Genomic DNA, 19,303 nt, shown 5'->3' with positions numbered 1-19,303 from the left:
ACCATGAACCAACGCAAGGCAAGGGACCATGTTTGTATTAAAAAACGCCTGGAAAACGGTGATGCGGAACAAAGGCCGCAACATACTGATTATTATCATCGTCGCCATTATCGCGGCGGCTGCCACGATCGGCCTATCCATTCGCAACGCGGCACAAGAAGCGCGCGAAACCGGACTCGCCTCCACCACTGTGACCGCTACCATTAGCGCGGATCGCAGCAAGCTGATGGAACAAGCGCGCGAATCAGCAGACTCCTCTTCTGACTCTTCTGACTCTTCTGACTCTTCTGCTTCGTCGGATTCCTCTGATTCTTCCTCGTCTGACTCATCGCAAACTCCTGATTTCGACGCGATGCGCGCAACGCTGGAATCCGCCAGCTTAACGCTCGCCGACTATCAGAAGTATGAGAAAGCTTCCAGCGTGCCGGTTTCCAGCTACTATTCCGAGAGCACGGGCGTTTCTGGTACTGACTCATTCCAGCCGGTTGAATCAACATCATCGAACTCAGCAAACTCGTCCAGCTCATCCGATTCGTCTTCTGATTCATCTTCTGATTCATCTTCCGGTGACTCGCAGAACGGTAACGGCCAGCCAGGCGGTCAGCCCGGCGGCGACATGGGTGGCGGCCAAGGCGGCGGCATGATGATGACCTCTGGCGACTTCACCCTCACTGGTTTCTCTTCCGACACGGCAGTCGCTAATGCTGCAAACGGCACGTTCACCATGGTTGACGGCGAAGTGTTCGGCTACGATTCCGATAGCGACGGCAAAGTCATTATTTCCAAGGCGCTCGCTGATTTTAACGATCTTGAAGTAGGCGATACGATCACCGTCACCAATCCGAGCGACACGAGCACAACGTACACGCTGACGATCTGCGGCATCTACAAGAACACCACTTCCAGCAACACTGACGCAATGGGCCCGATGGGCGGCACTTCGCAGGATGCTGACAATGCGATCTACACGTCTGTTTCTACGCTGAAGTCGCTGGGCCTGGATGCTGATACGACCGCGAATGATGATGACGACAACACCTCCACGCAGCTGAGCTACACCTACGTGCTGGATAACGCCGACGACTACGAGACGTTCACTGCTGATGTGAAAGCGGCTGGCCTTGACGACACGTACACTGTGCAGTCTGCTGACGTGGAAAACTACGAATCCAGCTTGGTGCCGCTCGATAATCTTGCGAAGTTCGCGCTGACACTGCTGATTGTGGTGCTCGCGGTGGGCGCGGTAGTGCTGATTGTGCTCAACCTGTTCAACATCAGGGAACGCAAGTACGAGGTCGGTGTACTTACTGCAATCGGTGTGAAGAAAGCGAAAGTGGCAGCACAGTTCGCTATCGAGCTGCTGATTGTAACGATGTGCGGTATTGCACTTGGCGTGGCTGGCGGCGCGGTCGCTTCGGTGCCAGTGTCGAATCAGCTGCTCGCAGCGCAGGTGTCGAGCCAGGAAACGCAGGCTGCTAGCCAGCAGGAACAGTTCGGCCGTGGCGCTGACATGGGCGGTGGCCCCGGCGCGCAGAATACTTCCAACTCGTCTGACTCGGATTCTTCCTCGTCGGATTCGTCTGCAAATTCTTCGAACTCTTCAAATAACTCCTCGTCGAACAACACGCAATCCGCTCCTGGCGGCATGCGCGGTGGCTTTAGCCGAGCAGTCAACTATGTGAGCACGATCGACGCAACCGTCAACCTCAAGGTCGTCGGCCAGCTGATTCTTATCGGATTGGGCTTGACATTGGCTTCCGCACTCGTGGGCATCATCTTCGTGATGCGCTACGAGCCGCTGCAAATCCTCGCCGATCGCTCCTGACATCAGCACGAGAACACCATAAGGACACATCATGAACACTGTTATTGATACCACTATCGCCGAGCAGGCTGCCGATTCAGCTGCCGACACTGCAGCAAACGCCACCGCTGATACGGAAGCGCCGACCGTGCTCGAACTGGAACACGTCTCCTACTCATATACCAAGGGTGGCAAGCGCGTGCTCGATGATAAAAACTACGCGTTCCGCGCCGGCCGTGTTATTTCTATCACCGGCCCCTCCGGTGCTGGTAAAACCACACTGCTGTCACTGCTGTCCGGTTTGACTACGCCATCCTCTGGTCGCGTGCTGTACCGTGGTGATGATCTTGCGCGAGCTGACCGCTACCGTTACCGCAGCCGCGATATCGGCGTGATCTTCCAAAGCTTCAACCTGTTGCCAGCGCTCACTGTGGCAGAAAACATTATTCTGTCAATGGACGCTTCCGGCAAAACCTTTGATAAGCCAAAGAAAGAGATTGCCGCAGAGTTAATCGCCAAAGTAAGGTTGCAGCCAGAGTATGTGAACGAGCGCATCCTGCACTTGTCTGGCGGCGAACAGCAGCGCGTTGCGATCGCTCGAGCGTTGAGCTACGATCCGTCGATTATTCTCGCCGACGAGCCTACCGGCAACCTAGACCTGTCTACGCAGGACGACATTATGGCGATTTTCCGCCAGTTAGCTCACGAGGAAGGCAAATGCGTGATTATCGTTACGCACAGCCCCGACGTGGCCGCGCAGTCTGATGAGGTATATCAGCTCGCCAAACTGCGCCGCACACGGTAGGAGTATCCCAAACTAGTCAAAACTAAACTAGTCGCGAGGGCGGCCGAGCAGCGCAAGCAGCCGGCCGCTTAACCGTATCTGTGACACAATAATCGCCAAGAAAATCAGCACAAAACCAGCAGCAGACGAAGCATCCACGCGCTCGCCATAAAACAGCACAGAAAACAGCATCGAAAACACAGTTTCCAAGCACATAATGATCGAAGCCTGCGAGGGCGGAGTAACTTTCAAACCGATGTTCTGCATAATTTGTGCCAGCATGGTTGCGCCAAGCACCAAGTAGGTTAAGCAAATCAGCACGTTCGGTGCCAGCCATGAAGCATTCGGTGCCGGCTCAAAAACTGAGCCGCCAATAAGAAACAGTATGCCCGCAATCACAAACTGTGAGAACGTTAGCGCCACCGGGTCGATAGTGCGGCTCCATTTACCGAGCAGTACCAAATTGAACGAAAACACGAGGCCGCACAGCAACGTCAGCAAATCACCCAGACTGATTGATAAGCCGCCGAGCCCCGCGCCCGAGCCCATAGAAACAAGACCCACACCACTCAAACACAGCACGGCGGCAACAAGATTGCGCGAAGTGGGCCGCTGGCGAATAATCAGCCATGAGGTAAACGGCACAATCACACAGTAAGTAGCAGTCAGAAACGCGCTGCGCCCCGGCTCAATCAGTCGCAAGCCGCTCATTTGGCTGAACATAGTACCCCAGTACGTCAAACCAACTGCGATGCCGGGAATAATAATCGAACGATTGAGCGCTGACAGAATCCGTTTGTGAAACAGAATCAGCATAACGGCCGAAGCGCCAATCAGGCGAATGCCCATCAACCATTGCGGAGTGATAACCCCCATCGCGACTTTAGCGGTAGGGTAGCTGCCACCCCACAGCATCGCGCAGCACAATAGCATGAGTCGTCCAGTAGTTGGCGACAACGACGGCGCCTTCTTCATGGGACCGTTCAGCCTTTCTCTTACCTGGTTGTTTGGGCCGGATACGATGGTAACCCACTTTTACCGGTGAGTGAGGCTGGCGTGGCGCGCAACTGTACGCGCACACAAACTAATTATTTTACGTCTCGATGCATATTCATGCATAGTGAATTTGCTTACTGTTCACCCATGATTCACCCTCGTGAAACTGCCTGTAAACCTTGATTTTTCAACGGTTTATTGTCGTTTTGTCGTTAGACAATACAAAGACAGAACCGATGAAAAAGGAAGGCTGCTGATGGCCTGTATATCGAAGAGGAAGTCGCCAGTCATGGTGGCCATGGCTGTCATCTTGAGTATGACCATGGCGTTAGCGGGATGCTCATCATCCACCGGCAATGAGGCGACGGGCGACGAGAAAACGCAAACGTTCACGCCGCAATCCGGCAAAGCTGACGTCACATTGAACATTGCATCCGGTTCAGAAAACAAAGAAGTCGCTGCAGCAGTCCAGCAAGCAGTAGACGACTCCGGTGTTGCGGTCACACTCAATTACATGGGCTCGCTCGATATCATGCAAGCATTGGAACGCGGCGGCGACTCATACGACGCCGTGTGGCCAGCTAGCTCCATGTGGATTTCCATGGGAGACACCAAACACGTTGTGAAAGAACAGCGCAGTACTTCTACCACGCCGATCGTATTTGGTATTGCCAAATCCAAGGCTGTTGAACTCGGTTGGGCGGACTCCAACGGCACGACCAAACCGGTGAGCACACAAGACCTCATCAAAGCGGTACAAGACGGCAGCCTTACCTTCTCAATGACCAGCGCCACACAATCCAACTCTGGCGCCTCCGCTTACCTCGCATTCTTGACCGCGCTCGCTGGCAAGAATCAGGCACTCACCGCCGACGATTTGAACGATCAGACCGTACTGACCAACGCAAAAACGCTGCTTTCTGGCGTTGACCGCTCCTCGGGATCGTCCGATTGGCTCAAAGACATGGTCGTCGCCGATTCTGAACGCTTCGACTCAATGGTTAACTACGAGTCGCTGGTCATCGCCGCCGATAAGCAGCTCGTCAAAGCTGGCAAAGACCCACTGCTTGCCGTCTACCCATCCGACGGTATTGCAGTCAGTGACTCGCCACTCGGCTACGTAGACCGCGGCCAAAATCTCAACGATGCATACAGTAAATTTGCCAAAGCGCTCAGTTCCAAACAAGCCAAACTCTTGTTTGAACAGGCCGGCCGCCGCACAGGGCTCGGCGGCACGCTCTCGTATGCAACCGATAGCAAAGTCAAAGCATCATTCCGCGCCGAATGGGGCATCAACACGAGCTCTGACGCGCTGAAAACCATCCCACTGCCAGCAGCAAACGTCATCGATAAGGCGCTCGACATCTACCAGCGAACCTTACGCAAGCCCAGCTGGACCGTATGGGTAGTTGACTACTCCGGTTCCATGTACGGCGACGGCAAAGATGGCGTACTCGGCGGTCTCAACGCCGCACTTGAACCCAACAAAGCCGCGCAAGCTAGAATCGAGCCAGGAGACGAGGACGTTAACATTCTCATCCCATTCAGCTCCACAGCAGAGCAAGCCACTAAAGCGACCGGCAGCAACACCGGCCAGTTACTTGGCGTAGCGCGCGAGACGGCGGCTGACGGCGGCACTAATATTTACGACGGTTTGCGCGCGGCCCTTGCCGATAATATGCCCAGCGACCCAAGCCATTACACCACGGCTATTGTGCTCATGACCGACGGCCAATCCGAAACGAACGATAAAGACGCGTTCCTCGAGTCGTATAAATCCAGCGGATTCAAGCCGCCAATCTTCTCCATCATGTTCGGCGACGCTGACCCCTCACAGCTCAAAGACCTCGCCTCACTGTCGAATGCGAAAGTGTTCGACGGCCGTAAAGGCAACCTCGCGAGCGTGTTCCGCCAGGTGAAGGGATACAACTGATGCTCTCCATCATCGCTGGATTCCTCGCTGGTTTTGCGGTCGGAGCGGTAGCGTTCGTGCTGATCGGCGGGGGAGTGCCAGGCTTGATCGTGGGCGCGATCGCCGCTACTGCCGGGTACGTAGCCGTCTCTTCGCTCACCGAGCGCTCGCGGCGAATCGGCAGTATTGCAGTCGAACTCGTTCCCGACGGCGATAAAGCGCTCGCAGCTATCGATCAAGCGAATGCGCGACTCAAATCCATTAGCGCATTGCGCTCGCGCATTATTGACATGCGCGTCAAAGCAGAAGCGGACGATTTTATCGCGGCTACCAACGATTTGATTCGCTATGTAGGTGAAGACCCGCATTCCTACCCGACGCTTAACCACTTCATCAACGTGTATGGCGAACAGACTGAGAGTCTGCTCAATGGGTATTTGGATGTCGAGCGTTCAGGAGTGACGTCGCAAATGGGTCAAGCGCGCACGGAGGCTATTGAAGCGTTGCAAGCATTGGAGCGTACGGCAGCTGGTGAACTGACGCGCGCAGTGAAAGCGAAAACGTTGGCATTGTCGGCTGATTCCGATGCGATTGTGCGCTTGAGTCGTATGGACGGCTACGACAGCGACAATGCCACTGCTGCTATTGCCGACGCCGGTGACAGTGCAAACAGCGGTGACAGCGCAAGCAGTAGCGACAGTGACGGTGCGGCTGAACACGCGACCGCAGGAAAGGTGGCATGATGCGCATCACCAAATCAAAAATCATCGGACTGATTGCCCTGCTCGTGGTGTTCCTGCTCATCGGCGGCATTCTGGTCTGGCGTGGTGCACAACCCAAGCCAGTTGAGCTCACGTCGGTGAACGGGTACCTTGGCGGCGAAAAAATCGGTTTATTTGATGATTCACGATTCAAAAAAATCGCTGCCGATAATGGTCTTGATGTCAACTATCGCAAAGCTGGTTCGCTTGCGATGATGGACGCCGACCGCAAAGGCATGGATTATCTGTTTCCCTCCTCGCGCGCTGCTGTTGAATATGGCAAAGCGAAAGGGGTAGATACCTCTAAGGGTGACATCGTATTCAACTCGCCGATTGTGCTGTACACGCATAAAGCGGTGGCTGACGCGCTGGTTTCTTCCGGCATTATGAGCCATGACGGCGGCGTATACCGCATGGATATGGCCAAAGCGGTTGACGCGATGGTCAACAACACCACATGGGCTGATCTTGGTTGGACTTCCGGCTATGGGCAGTTCCGCATTGATTCCACTGACCCGGTCAAATCAAACTCTGGCAACGAATACGCGGCTCTTATTGCCACCGTGCTCAACAATGGTCAGCCAGCAACTGTTGAATCACTCAACCGTGATGGTGCTACGATCGCCTCGATTTTTGCAAAATCCGGTTGGATGGAAACCAGTTCGGAAGACTCCTTCAACCAGTTCTTGAACCTTGGCGTCGGCTCCAAGCCGATTATGGTCGGTTACGAAAGCCAAATCCTTGACCTTGCAGCCAACGATCCAGACGCGTGGAATCAGGTCAAAGACGACGTTGTTATCGTCTACCCAACACCAACCGTATGGTCTACGCACGTGTTCATCCCCACTGACGACACTGGCGAGCAGTTGTTAAAGCTGCTGAAAAGTGCTGACGTGCAAAAGCTCGCATGGGAGAAGCACGGTTTTCGCGCTGCGAATTTCAACGGAACCTCCAGCATTAGTCGTTTTAAGGTTCCTGGCACGCTCGAACAAATTGATGCTGTTTCCGAACTGCCGAGCAACGACGCGATGCAGCAGCTTATTAGCACCCTATCGAAAGGACAATGATCATGGTGCAGGAAATCTCTCTCGCTGACCTAACGCGAGGCTCGTCAACTGCCCAACCGGCCGATCTGACCGGCACAGTTGCTACAGCAACCAATGGCGCAGCCTCGGTACTTGCTCCTGCAGGCGCGGCGCTCACCCCAGAAAACACGCTGGAACAACAGTTAGCGAACCTGCCTGAAGCAGACCGCGCGCGCATTCAGCAAATGGCTGATTCGATCGACCTGACAAAGAACGGGATTGAATCCTCCTACGCCAAGGACGTGCAGCGCTCCACTTCAACATTCGCCGATGACATTCTTGCCAAAGTGCGCTCCAAAGATACTGGCCAGGCTGGCGAACTGTTGCAAAACCTGCTGACTACGGTTGATTCCGCTGAACTTGGGCCAATTCGCAACATTCCAATTCTTGGCGGGCTGATTAATAGCGCTGACAAACTGCGCCGCCGCTATCAGAAAGTCTCCTCGCAGATTGACGAAATCGTAGGCAAACTCGAAGCGCAGCAAACCCGACTTGTCTCTGATATTGCGCTCTACGACACGATGTACCAGCAGAACGCCGAACAGTACAAGCAGCTCAAAATGTACGTGCTCGCCGGTAAAAGCGCACTGCACGACTTCCGCGCCAATCAACTGCCTAAGTTGGAAGCTGAAGCGGCTGCCTCCAGTGACCCGATGCAAGCGCAAGTGCTCACTGACTTCAAATCCAAGCTTGATCGTTTCGCTAAGCGTCTCGACGATCTAGACCGTGTGAGCGTTGTCGCACTGCAAACCGCGCCACAAATCAAAATCATTCAGAACGCTGACCAAACCATTGTTGACAAAATCGATACGACCATTTCCACCACTATTCCAGTGTGGAAGTCGCAGATGGTCATCGCGCTCGGACTTGAAAACCAGCGCAAGGCACTCGACTTGCAGCGTCAAGCTGACGACGTAACCAACCGCATGCTGCAGCAGAACGCGCGCATCCTGCACCAAGGAGCCGTCGACGCGGAGAAGGCGAACCAGCGCGGCGTTATTGACATCGACACCATCGAGAAAGTCAACAACGAACTCATCTCCACACTGCGCGAAACCGTGCAAATCCAGAAGGAAGGCAAGGCTAACCGCGAAGCTGCCGAGGTGAAGATGCGCCAAATCGAAACCGATTTGAAGAACGCGCTGATCGCCAACGCTCAGCAAATGCACTGAGTAGAGGCACTGAACAGTACAACTGCTGAACGGTAACACTGGGAGAGTAGTGAGCGCACACTGTCGGCGTCTGCCCTTATCGTGATCGACGTTATGAATGACTGGCATGTATCGGTGTACGGAGCCCGCAGCGGCTCACGCTCCTCCCGGTTTGGCGGTAGCGACGGGGATTACGAATACTACGAAGGTGACTTCGGCACAACCTATGGGCGACTCATGCCCCAGCGCGGTACAGATCGTGCGCTGAAAGCGTTCATGCAGCATGAGGAACGCGAACAACAGCGTCAAGTTAAAGAACGTCAGCTCGACTTGCTCAAAGAAGTCGGCTCACTCGCCGACGCTGGCGGCGTCTCCATGGGCGTGCAAACCGACCGTCGCATGCCCATCGGGAGTGTCTCCCTGCGGCCCTCCATTACTGCCGAACAAGACGGTTGGAGCGTACGCCTGCGCATCGCGGTACCATCCAAATCGGTTGGGTATGCGGTGAAAGACATTCGAGCGTTCGTGCAAGCGGTACGCGACCGCCAGTATGTAGCCTACGGTCAACGACTCGCGTTTGTGCACACACGCGACACGTTCGATACGCGCTCGCAGGGCGTGCTTGACGTGCTCGACCGCGCTATTGGCATTCGTGAAAGCGTTGTCGGCCGCAATTCTGCGTACTATCATCAGCGCCGCCCTGTCGCGACGGATATTGCACTGTCAGATGATGAGATCAGTGACCTGCTTGAATACTATGTAGACGCTGACGATACGGTGGTATACGCGCCGCCAGCCGCATTATTCCAACCGGCGATGCCCACGCGCGTCATCGACGGCGACCCTGACCTTGGCATTGTGATCGAGCCGGCAGACGGCGGCTATATGATTCACCACGCGCTGCGCGTTGAACGATTTATTCAAGGGCATCGCTCGTCGTTCGTAATTGTCCGCCCTATGCCCGCTGCAGACGCTCACGCGCATGATTCCATGGCAGAAAGCGATATCAATAATGATGCGCTCGCACAAGGTGATGCGGCAGCTGCTCCGTTTGAACCGGCACCCGCTGAAGAAGCGGTGATTTACCGTTGTGATGATCGCTTCCTGCGCCATCGTGAACTCATTACGATGCTGTGCGGCGGCGATGACGCGCCCGTTGACGACACTGCTGCTGATGGTATGTTCCTTGACTCAGATGATGTGGCGATGTTCGCGCGCACGATCTTGCCATCACTGGGAACATGGCATCCAGCTACCGCAGATGCGGACGCTGCTGATGAGGATTCTGCAACCGCAAACAGCACGGCAAACGATGCGCGCGACACCTTCGATGAAGGCCTGGCCGCGACCCTGCCTGAAGAACTGGCTGCCATGCGCCGCCTGCCGTGCCGCCTCGAATTCTACTTCGACCGCGATCGCGAGGGCATTACGTGCGATGTGCAAGCACGCTATGGCACTCGGCGTTTCCATGTGTTCGATGGTGCAGATGCCAAACGCGGCGCCTCCTTACGCGATCGTGACGCTGAACGACTCGCGCTCGAAGCAATCCTGCACTACTTCCCGCGCCCGCAGAACGGCGTAGCGCGCATCGCTGAATCAGACGCAGAAGCTATCTACCGCTTGCTTACCGAGGGTTTGCCGGTATTGCGCGGACTGGGTGATATCTTCTCGACTCCTGCTTTTGACGGTGTCAACGTTATGCCGCGCACGGTAATTCGCCTCGGTGCCACCATGCGCACGGGACTCGTGGAGATTTCGCCGCTTGCTGACGAAATCGACCCTAAAGACGTGCCTGCGCTGCTCGCCAGTTACCGCAAACGTAAGCGTTTCCACCGTTTGAGCAACGGTGCATTCGTTGATTTGCGTAACGTTGACGTCGAACGATTGGACCGCGTTGCCGGCGACCTTGGTATCAAGCCTGCCGCTTTCGAACAAGGAGCAGTAGAGGTTGCGCCATTCGCCGCATACTATCTCGACCATGAAATCGACGATGCTGATAAAGACCGCGGTTTCCTTGAGTATCTCGACGATCTGCGCGTAGTCGATCCGAAAGCGTACACGGTACCACAATCGCTCGCGCACATTTTGCGCCCCTATCAGGCTGATGGCTTCCGTTGGCTGAACGCGATTTGCGACAAGGGCTTCGGCGGTATTCTCGCTGACGAAATGGGTTTGGGTAAAACCGTACAGTTACTTTCGTTGCTACTCGCGCGTAAGGCTGAAGCGCGCAAGATTGGCCCGAATTTGATCGTGTGCCCAGCCTCGTTGGTGTACAACTGGGCTGCTGAATGCGCGCGATTCGCTCCGGAGCTCAAGGTTGCTGCTGTAGCCGGCAATAAGGCTTCGCGTGCTGCCATGCTCGCGGATGCTGCCAGCATGGATGTGTTGATCACGTCATATGATTTGCTGCGTCGTGATATCGAAGATTACAAGGGGCTTGACTGCTATTGCATGGTGCTTGACGAAGCCCAATACATTAAAAACCGTGCGACAAAATCCGCTAAGGCAGTTCGTTCGATCTCGGCCAAGCATCGTTTCGCGCTTACCGGCACGCCGATCGAGAACCGTTTGAGCGAACTGTGGAGCATCTTCGACTTCCTGATGCCCGGCATTCTCGGCTCGTACACGCATTTCCGCGAACGATTCGAAACGCCAATTCTCTCCGGAGATACGGAAGCGCAGGCCAAACTGCAAGCTTTTGTTGGGCCGTTTATTCTACGCCGACTCAAAGCTGACGTGCTCAAAGATCTGCCGGAGAAGATTGAAAACGTGCTCACTGTGCAGTTGTCTGGCGAACAGCGCCGCTTGTACTCTGCGCTTGAGCAGAAGCTGCGCGCCACGATCAACAAGCAGAAAGACTCCGATTTTGCTGCCGAACGCATTCAGGTGCTCGCACAGCTCACGCGTTTGCGCCAGATCTGCTGCGACCCGCGCCTCGTTTACGAAGATGCGAAGGTCAGTGCTGCTGCCGGCGGCTCTGCCAAGCTTGACGCGATCGATGAGCTAGTGGAATCCTGCCGCGATGCCGGGCGCAAGATGCTCATCTTCTCGCAGTTCACGAGTTATCTGGATTTGATCGCACAGCGACTGAACGAAAACGGTATTCGCTATGACGAGATCACTGGTTCAACACCAAAGAAGAAGCGTCTCGAACTCGTTGACTCGTTCAACAAGGACGATACGCCAGTGTTCCTCATCTCGCTTAAGGCTGGTAACACGGGTCTGAACCTGACGGGTGCGTGCGTGGTCGTTCACGCTGACCCGTGGTGGAATGCTGCCGCGCAGGAGCAGGCTAATGATCGTGCGCACCGCATCGGCCAGCAGCAGGATGTGAACGTCTACCAGATCGTCGCTAAAGACACGATCGAAGAGCGCATTCTGAACTTGCAGCGTACGAAGAAGGACCTCGCCTCGCGTTTCGTGGACGATGCCGCTTCTTCCGGCACTGGCGTAGCCGCCCTCACCAAGGACGACCTCCTCGCCCTCCTGCAATAACCCCACCGACCCACATCAAGGGCATAAATCTCAGCCTTGATGTGGGTCGCGGAGCCTCGACCTTATTTCGGGTGCGGAGCCTTGGCCCCCTCGGCGGAGGGGGCTCCCGGCTTCTGCCGGGTGGGGGAGCGTCACCCGTCTAACACGCGTAGCGAGCAACAGCGAGCACATGAAACAGTCAGCTGACTGGGGGAGCGTCACCCTCTCACAGCAAGTACCTACAACTGCTCAACCGCAATCGTCTGGCGTAGCGTATGCGATTCGCCCGGCTGCAATACCACCGAACGGTCGCGGCAGGAAGCAGCCTCCACGCACACAAAATCACGCCATTCGCCAGCTTCCACATCACCAAGTGCATCGCCTGCTACAGCGCCCGGGTTCCATACCACGGTTTGCGCATTGCCAGACGGCGTAATCACAATCGTGCGGTGCAACTGCGGGTCCTCAAGACGCAGCGCATTGGTGGCATAGTAAATACGATCCACCGTCTCGCCAGCAAACGTCACCGGCTCATCCGCCTGTACACATTCAGGCAACCCAGGTTGCGCGTTATCAAGATAATGAGCGCCCGCCAACCCTTGCAAACGTACCTGCTCAACATTGCCAACATGGAAGTACGTGTGCAATGCGTTCTCATACGTGAGCGTTTCTTCGCCGTCGTTGACAACCGTAAGCGCCATATCGAGCTGTCCGCCGACCGTTACTTCAAACACCGCGTGGAAATTCGGCTGATCACCAGAATTCAACTGCGCGAGCGTTTCGGCAGCAAGATCCGAAGAGTTCAACGTATAGCGCACGCCACTGTCAGAAGGCACTGAATCATCGCGATGCCATGGCGTTGTGCGCGCCGGCCCATGCTTCGGCGTTTTTGCTGCAGTGTGGCCGTTCTCATACCCCTTAGAAAACCAAGGGAAGATAATCGGTACACCGCCGCGAATTGCGCGCGCGGGATTCAAATAAATGGCTTTAGGCTGCCATACTACGTTCGGTTGGCCAGTTGGAGCCCAAGTAATCAGGTGAGCGCCGAAATCACTCATGGATGCGGAGCCTGCGTCGTTGCGAATGCTGCGAATAATAAAAGTAGTATCCATGCGTTCAGTATAAAACGGCACTGTCAGAGCTCGGACGCGGCGCGCGAGTTCTTGACTACCTTCTGGTAATTTAGAGGCGGAGTTCTTCATGATGCGACGACGCAACCAGTGAAGTAGAAAGGAACCGCAATGACGCAATACCACGTATCCGCAGCAGCAACCAGTCTCGGTACCGGTACCGAAATCGACCCATTCCGTACCATCAGTCAAGCAGCAGCCATCGCGCGCGCAGGCGATGAAGTCATCGTGCACGAAGGCGTATATCGAGAATCCGTTAACCCACGCTACGGTGGCGAAAGTGCCACGAATCGCATTGTCTACCGCGCCGCGCCCGGCGAGCACAGGCCACTCATCACCGGTGCAGAACGCATCACATCATGGGTGCCCGAAGGCGAGGGCGTATGGAAAGTAGTTATCGACAATGCGTTCTTCCACGGCTATAACCCATACGTCGAAACCGTGTTCGGCGACTGGACTGTTTACCCTGATCCGCGCGTCGAAGTACGCCATCTTGGTGACGTATATCTCAACGGCAAATCATTCTACGAAGTATCCTCACTGAGCAAAGTACGCGACCCAGAACGCTGGGAAACAGGGCGCGATGCAGCCACCGACACCATCGTGCCGCTCATCGACCCAGACGCTACCGTTAACGTCTGGTATTGCGAAACGGATGCGGAACACACGACCATTTGGGCCAACTTCCACGAGGCAGATCCAAACACGGAGCTCACTGAGATCAATGTGCGCGAAACCTGCTTCTACCCAAGCCGCACATTCGTCAATTACATTACGGTAACCGGCTTCGAAATGGCACAGGCAGCCTGCCCATACACGCCGCCCACCGCCGACCAAGTCGGTCTGCTCGGGCCGCACTGGTCGCGCGGCTGGATCATCGAAGACAACATTATCCACGACGCCAAATGCTCCGCGATTTCCCTTGGCAAAGAAATCTCCACCGGCGACAACGAATCGACACGCACCCACCGCAAATCCGGCTACCAATACCAGAAAGAAGCCGTATACAAGGCGCTGCACGCCGGTTGGGAAAAAGGCGTAGTCGGCGGGCATGTAGTGCGCAACAATACAATCTACGATTGCGGGCAAAACGGCGTAGTCGGCCACATGGGCTGCGCGTTCAGCTTGGTTGAACACAATCATATTTTCCGCATCGGCACCAAGCGCGAATTCTTCGGCTGGGAAGTCGCCGCGATTAAAATGCATGCTGCAGTAGACACCGTAGTGTGCGCCAACCGCGTGCATGATTCAGTGCTGGGCATGTGGCTCGACTGGCAGGCGCAGGGCACGATCGTGGAAAACAACGTGTTTTACCGCAATACGCGCGATGTGATGACTGAAGTCACGCACGGCCCGATCACGTTCGCCAACAACGTGTTCGCTTCCGCATTCAGTTTTGACGATTGCGCACAAGGCGCCGCGTTTATCAACAACGTGTTTGCTGGGCGTATTCGCCACATGCCCATTCTTGACCGTTCCACGCCCTACCATTTCCCGCACGTCACTGATGTAGCCGGCGAAGCCTTCGTATACGGTGGCGACGATCGTTACTACAACAACGTGTTCTTAGCGGCCGGCAATTCGGCTGTCGCTGTGAGTGCGGCGGATGGCGGCGGTGCAGTCGGCGTAGCCTGTGCTGGCACAGTGCTGCTTGACGCACATCCGCGCTCGCTGGAAGACTATGAGCGCATTGTTGAGGAAACTGGTTTGGGCGATGAGGATATGTACCGCGATCTCAAACAGCCGGTGTACGTGACTGCGAACACGTACGCGGGTGGCGCGAAGGGCGTGAGCAACGAGCCGGATGCGGTAACGGTAGAAGACGGATCATTATCGCTGCGCGAAAGCGACGACAGCGTGTGGATAACGCTGAGTTTGCCTGACACTGCGCGCGCGGCGACTGGCGCTGTGGTGACGACCGCTGATCTTGGCCAGCCGCGCATTGTCGAAGAGTACTTCGAACGTCCAGATGGTTCGCCGCTCGTGGTGAACACTGATATTGCGGGCGCACCGCGTGGTGAAGCATCTGCCCGCGGGCCTTTGACGCAGTATTCGGCTGCTGAACAGTTGGTTTGGCACGTCTAAGGGAAGTGGTGTGTGAGCCGAGTGTGTGTAATGTGCGCAATGTGCTAAGGGCATGTGCTGCGCATTGGGCACACTCGGCTCACTACGCCTGTGCCAGCTGTTTGCTACACTAGTGAAGTTGGCTTGCCGCAGGCGGCCAACGTGGGGCTATAGCTCAGTCGGTTAGAGCATCGGACTCATAATCCGCCGGTCCTCGGTTCAAGCCCGAGTGGCCCCACGAATAAACCCCTTGGAATCATTGAATTCCAAGGGGTTTGCTATATCGCGTGAACAGTGTCAGTTCTTCGTAATACCGATCAGCACACCGCCGATCGCGATGAGCACCATGCCGATAATGACGAAGACCATTTCCTTCTTGGTCTTCTTCTCCTTAAGAATGAACAAGCCGCCAAGCGTGGCCACAATCACGTTCATCTGCGAGAGCGTCCAGCCAACCGCCAGACCATTAATCTCATTCGACAACATCACAGTCAGGTTGGCTGTAGCAAACAGCACGCCGGTGCTCATATTGAGCCAGCTCTTCTTGCCAAACACGCCAATCTCCGGATCCATCGACTGTTTGCCGCTCATGCAGAACGCGATCACCGTAGTGCCAAGGAACATAAACACTGCCTGCGGGAACAGCATATCCCAGCTCGAAACCGAGAAGAACTTGCCAGCCGCCGCATAGCTCGTGTACAGCAGTGCAGAAATAAACGTAATAATAATGCCGAGCTTCAAATTCGTTGGGCCAGCATCCTCGCTTTTCTCTTGGAAGGCAGTGCACGCCACGCCGATGATAATAATCGCCAACGCCGGCAGGCCCAGCGCAAACTGCCAGCCATGCACCCACTCATGGAAAAACAGTGCGCCCAGCAGCGAAGTAATCACCAGCTGCATGCCGGTAGCAAGCGGCATTGCGCGCGCCACACCCAAATAATCGAATGACTTAATCTGCAAAATCTGCGCGATACTCCACGGAATACCGTTAATCGCAGCAGCAATAATCAGCGTCCACGACCAGCTAATCGGATGAAAAATCAGCACCACAATACCGAATACCAGAGTGGTCAACACCATACCCATCTGCTTATTCGCAGTAGTGCCGCCAACTTTCTGCATCACAATGCCCTGGAAGCCCCAACCAAACGCAGGCACAAGGGCCAAAAGAATAGGCCACATATCCCAATGTCCTTTCTGCTGCCGCATGCAATACGTCGATGTACCATGCTGACGGCATCAAACAACCTTGTTTTCAGCATCGAGTCTATGCGCGTTCAACTGAAAATCAGCGCACATCAACCGGTAGGTTCATGCCAACTATCGGGAACAATACGCCAATGCGAGCGTGAACGACTTTGTGCGCGCTCGCAACGATATCGGCAAGTGATTGACAGACGATCCGCGGGCGACCGGAGCCTACTGGAATCGCTGACGATAGCGGCTCGGACTCGTGCCAAATGCTGCAGAAAAATGTTTGCGCAGCAAATCAGCATTATGTAATCCAACACGCATAGCAATAGCCTGTACTGGCAGATCAGTCAGCTCCAACATCTCCTTAGCAGCTTTCAGCCGTTCGCTAAGCAGCCATTTGCTCGGCGGCACACCAATAACATCAGCAAAACGACGTTGAAACGAACGCGTGGACGTATGCGCAGTCTGCGCCAATGTAGTGAGCGTCCAGTCATAACTCAAATGTTCGCGCACACGGCGCGTTAACGCGATAATGTCATCATTCTGCCGTGGCGGTGCGGGCAGTGTATTCGATGATGCGTAAGCAATACGCCGACTATCAACCGAACGCGGATAATGCATCATCAACATGTTGGCTTCCGTACTCGCCATGGTTTGGCCAGCGTGTTCAGCTAGCAGCGCGATGCACAAATCCAAGCACATACTGCCGCCAGCTGACGTCCAAATACGATGCTCGGCATCATGCGTCAGCAGTCGGTCGCGAGCAACAAGCACTTTGGGAAACTGCGCCGCAAGATCATCAATAAATGGCAAATGCGTAGTGCATGCAACGCCGTCAAGCAAACCGGTCCAGCCCAATGCAAACACGCCCGTGCACATTGCTGCAATCTCCACGCCGCGCGTATGACAGTCAATGAGCCAGTCGCGCGCAGCCAGTGCATCCGCTGGATTGCGCGTAAATAATCCCGCTTTGTGATCGCCTTCGCGCCGATCAGCTGCAATCGAATACGGGTCAGCAAACCCAGGAATAATCACCAAATCAGGCGTGTGATGATACTCGTTCAGCGCAGTAGTACGAATCGACATGCCATGATCGAGTTCCATCGTGTGCCCACTGGCAATAAAGTCAATAATCGGGCGATCAGGCGAGCCGTGCATTACCGAATCATCATCGAAAATTTGAATGATTGAGATAACGTCGAACGCCCACATTTCACCAGGAAGCAGCACTGCGATTCTCATACGCGCCATCGTAGTAGATACACGCGCGCATACAGGGAAAATCCACACCCCCGCGTATCATCTTGTCGGTTCCGGTTCACGCCCGCCACAGGGGCGCGGCGACCCGGGTCCCCCGAATCCCTTAGGAGACAAACCATGAAGCAGGGTATCCATCCTGATTATCATGCCGTCGAGGTTCTGTGCTCGTGCGGCAACACCTTCGTCACTCGTTCCACCTACAAGGGCGACCACATGACGGTCGACGTGTGCTCGAAGTGCCACCCCTTCTACACCGGCAAGCAGAAGATCCTGGACACCGGTGGTCGCGTTGCTCGCTTCGAGCGTCGCTACGGCAAGAAGGCCAAGTAGCTTCAATAACGCCAGTCCATGCGTGTGCGGGCGTCGCTTTGACGACCCGCTTGCAGGACTGGCGTTTTTGTATGCTCACACTAGATTTTGCAGACTTTACGATTCATATACGCACGCCTCTAGGGTAAGGAAAACACATGGCAGACGAACAGTTCCCCGCGGCGGCAACCGCGCTTGAGGAGTATCGCTCGCTGGAAGCACAAATGGCGGATCCCAGCGTGGCGTCCGATCCTGAGAAAATCCGCAAACTGGGCCGTCGCCATGCGGAACTTGGTTCGATCGTCTCCGCGTACACTGACTACCTGTCGATTCGCAACGATCTCGAAGCTGCGCGCGAAATGGCTGGAGAAGACGAAGACTTCGCTGCGGAAGCTAAGCGTCTTGAAGAGCAGCTGCCGGCTGCTGAAGAAAAACTGCGTACTGCGTTGATTCCGCGCGACCCAGATGATGCGCGCGACACGATTATGGAAATCAAGGCGGGCACTGGCGGCGAAGAAGCAGCACTGTTCGCTGGTGACCTGCTGCGCATGTACACGCGTTACGCGGAAAAGCGCGGCTGGACGGTTACCATTCAGTCTGAGAACACGACTGAGCTGGGCGGCGTAAAGGACGTGCAGCTTGCTATTCGCGCTAAGGGCACGCCTGCGCCGGAGGATGGCGTGTGGGCTTCGCTCAAATATGAGGGTGGCGTGCACCGCGTACAGCGCATCCCCGTTACCGAATCGCAGGGTCGTATTCAAACGTCTGCGGCTGGCGTGATCGTCTTCCCGGAAGCGGACGAAGATGATGACGAGATCGAAATCGATCCGAAAGATTTGAAGATCGACATCTTCATGAGCTCCGGCCCTGGCGGCCAGTCGGTGAACACCACCTACTCTGCAGTGCGCATGACCCATATTCCTACTGGTATTACGGTGAACATGCAGGACGAGAAGTCGCAGATTCAAAACCGCGCAGCCGCATTGCGCGTCCTCAAGTCCCGCTTGCTGGCCATGAAGCATGAGCAGGAAGCCGCTGAAGCCGCTGACATGCGCCACTCGCAGGTACGTTCACTCGACCGTTCTGAGCGCATTCGCACCTACAACTTCCCTGAGAACCGCATCGTTGACCACCGCACGAATTACAAGGCGTACAACCTTGACGCGGTACTCGACGGCGACCTGCAGGCAGTCATCGACTCGGACATCCAAGCCGACGAAGCCGACCGCCTCGCGAATCAGAAGTAGTTTTTGCGCGCTTTGCTGATTTGTGCGTGACATAACGGTTTGCGCATACGGCCGGGATAGGCCGGGGCATACGACGCTCGACACACTCAAGGCTCTCCGCTTCGCGGAGCTTCGCAGCGTAGCTGCTCACTT

The 19,303-nt window shown here is 55.5% G+C and carries 14 protein-coding genes and 1 tRNA gene; 11 read left to right on the top strand and 4 right to left on the bottom strand.

Features of this window, described 5'->3' with window-relative positions:
- Window positions 1–61 precede the first annotated feature (61 nt).
- Together D2E25_RS08735 and D2E25_RS08730 are read left to right on the top strand one after the other, a co-directional pair.
- Entirely contained in the window at window positions 62–1,825 is a 1,764-nt protein-coding gene (locus D2E25_RS08735) for an ABC transporter permease (RefSeq protein ID WP_241217116.1), read from the top strand.
- A 31-nt stretch (window positions 1,826–1,856) separates the two neighbouring features.
- Complete coding sequence (locus tag D2E25_RS08730) at window positions 1,857–2,609, top strand: ABC transporter ATP-binding protein (protein ID WP_125981901.1); 753 nt, start codon at window positions 1,857–1,859, stop codon at window positions 2,607–2,609.
- Window positions 2,610–2,636: 27 nt separating this feature from the next.
- Here D2E25_RS08730 and D2E25_RS08725 read toward each other — a convergent pair whose 3' ends face one another.
- Window positions 2,637–3,563 (bottom strand): DMT family transporter, encoded by a 927-nt coding sequence (locus tag D2E25_RS08725; protein ID WP_125981898.1) that lies wholly within the window; start codon window positions 3,561–3,563, stop codon window positions 2,637–2,639.
- A 277-nt stretch (window positions 3,564–3,840) separates the two neighbouring features.
- On the opposite strand from D2E25_RS08725, the gene D2E25_RS08720 reads away from it, so the two are divergent.
- The 5 genes from D2E25_RS08720 to D2E25_RS08700 all read left to right on the top strand — a co-directional run bounded on the left by D2E25_RS08720 (window position 3,841) and on the right by D2E25_RS08700 (window position 11,988).
- Window positions 3,841–5,517, top strand: coding sequence for a substrate-binding domain-containing protein (locus D2E25_RS08720; protein ID WP_125981895.1), 1,677 nt, complete (start codon window positions 3,841–3,843; stop codon window positions 5,515–5,517).
- Window positions 5,517–6,239 carry a 5-bromo-4-chloroindolyl phosphate hydrolysis family protein gene (locus D2E25_RS08715; protein ID WP_125981893.1) on the top strand — a complete coding sequence of 241 codons (723 nt, stop codon included), beginning with the start codon at window positions 5,517–5,519 and terminating at the stop codon, window positions 6,237–6,239. The genes D2E25_RS08720 and D2E25_RS08715 overlap by 1 nt, the downstream gene beginning before the upstream one ends.
- Window positions 6,236–7,324, top strand: a complete 1,089-nt coding sequence (locus D2E25_RS08710; RefSeq protein ID WP_125981891.1) for a substrate-binding domain-containing protein — start codon at window positions 6,236–6,238, stop codon at window positions 7,322–7,324. Before D2E25_RS08715 ends, D2E25_RS08710 begins: the two co-directional genes overlap by 4 nt.
- Before the next feature lie 2 nt (window positions 7,325–7,326).
- Window positions 7,327–8,514 carry a toxic anion resistance protein gene (locus D2E25_RS08705; RefSeq protein ID WP_241217114.1) on the top strand — a complete coding sequence of 396 codons (1,188 nt, stop codon included), beginning with the start codon at window positions 7,327–7,329 and terminating at the stop codon, window positions 8,512–8,514.
- 93 nt (window positions 8,515–8,607) lie between these two features.
- Entirely contained in the window at window positions 8,608–11,988 is a 3,381-nt protein-coding gene (locus D2E25_RS08700) for a DEAD/DEAH box helicase (RefSeq protein ID WP_125981888.1), read from the top strand.
- Window positions 11,989–12,206: 218 nt separating this feature from the next.
- On the opposite strand, the gene D2E25_RS08695 is transcribed toward D2E25_RS08700, so the two are convergent.
- Window positions 12,207–13,079, bottom strand: a complete 873-nt coding sequence (locus D2E25_RS08695; RefSeq protein ID WP_125981886.1) for a D-hexose-6-phosphate mutarotase — start codon at window positions 13,077–13,079, stop codon at window positions 12,207–12,209.
- Window positions 13,080–13,208: 129 nt separating this feature from the next.
- Here D2E25_RS08695 and D2E25_RS08690 point away from each other — a divergent pair, with 129 nt between their 5' ends.
- Both D2E25_RS08690 and D2E25_RS08685 read left to right on the top strand, forming a co-directional pair.
- The gene (locus D2E25_RS08690) at window positions 13,209–15,182 is read left to right on the top strand and encodes a right-handed parallel beta-helix repeat-containing protein (RefSeq protein WP_125981884.1); all 1,974 of its coding nucleotides are present in this window, start codon (window positions 13,209–13,211) and stop codon (window positions 15,180–15,182) included.
- Between the two features lie 143 nt (window positions 15,183–15,325).
- Window positions 15,326–15,399 (top strand) — tRNA-Ile (locus D2E25_RS08685).
- A 59-nt stretch (window positions 15,400–15,458) separates the two neighbouring features.
- On the opposite strand, the gene D2E25_RS08680 is transcribed toward D2E25_RS08685, so the two are convergent.
- Together D2E25_RS08680 and D2E25_RS08675 are read right to left on the bottom strand one after the other, a co-directional pair.
- Window positions 15,459–16,343, bottom strand: coding sequence for a GRP family sugar transporter (locus tag D2E25_RS08680; RefSeq protein ID WP_125981881.1), 885 nt, complete (start codon window positions 16,341–16,343; stop codon window positions 15,459–15,461).
- A gap of 237 nt (window positions 16,344–16,580) precedes the next feature.
- Entirely contained in the window at window positions 16,581–17,597 is a 1,017-nt protein-coding gene (locus tag D2E25_RS08675; RefSeq protein WP_125981879.1) for a GlxA family transcriptional regulator, read from the bottom strand.
- Between the two features lie 135 nt (window positions 17,598–17,732).
- On the opposite strand from D2E25_RS08675, the gene rpmE reads away from it, so the two are divergent.
- Both rpmE and prfA read left to right on the top strand, forming a co-directional pair.
- Window positions 17,733–17,945, top strand: a complete 213-nt coding sequence (gene rpmE / locus D2E25_RS08670) for a 50S ribosomal protein L31 (RefSeq protein WP_034526683.1) — start codon at window positions 17,733–17,735, stop codon at window positions 17,943–17,945.
- A 137-nt stretch (window positions 17,946–18,082) separates the two neighbouring features.
- Entirely contained in the window at window positions 18,083–19,171 is a 1,089-nt protein-coding gene (gene prfA / locus D2E25_RS08665; protein ID WP_125981876.1) for a peptide chain release factor 1, read from the top strand.
- The last annotated feature ends 132 nt before the right edge of the window (window positions 19,172–19,303 follow it).

The sequence above is a fragment of the Bifidobacterium goeldii genome (assembly GCF_003951095.1).
Taxonomy (GTDB): Bacteria; Actinomycetota; Actinomycetes; order Actinomycetales; family Bifidobacteriaceae; genus Bifidobacterium; species Bifidobacterium goeldii.
The sequence above is the reverse complement of the archived record's forward strand: the minus strand, read 5'-3'. Positions and strand labels throughout refer to the sequence as shown.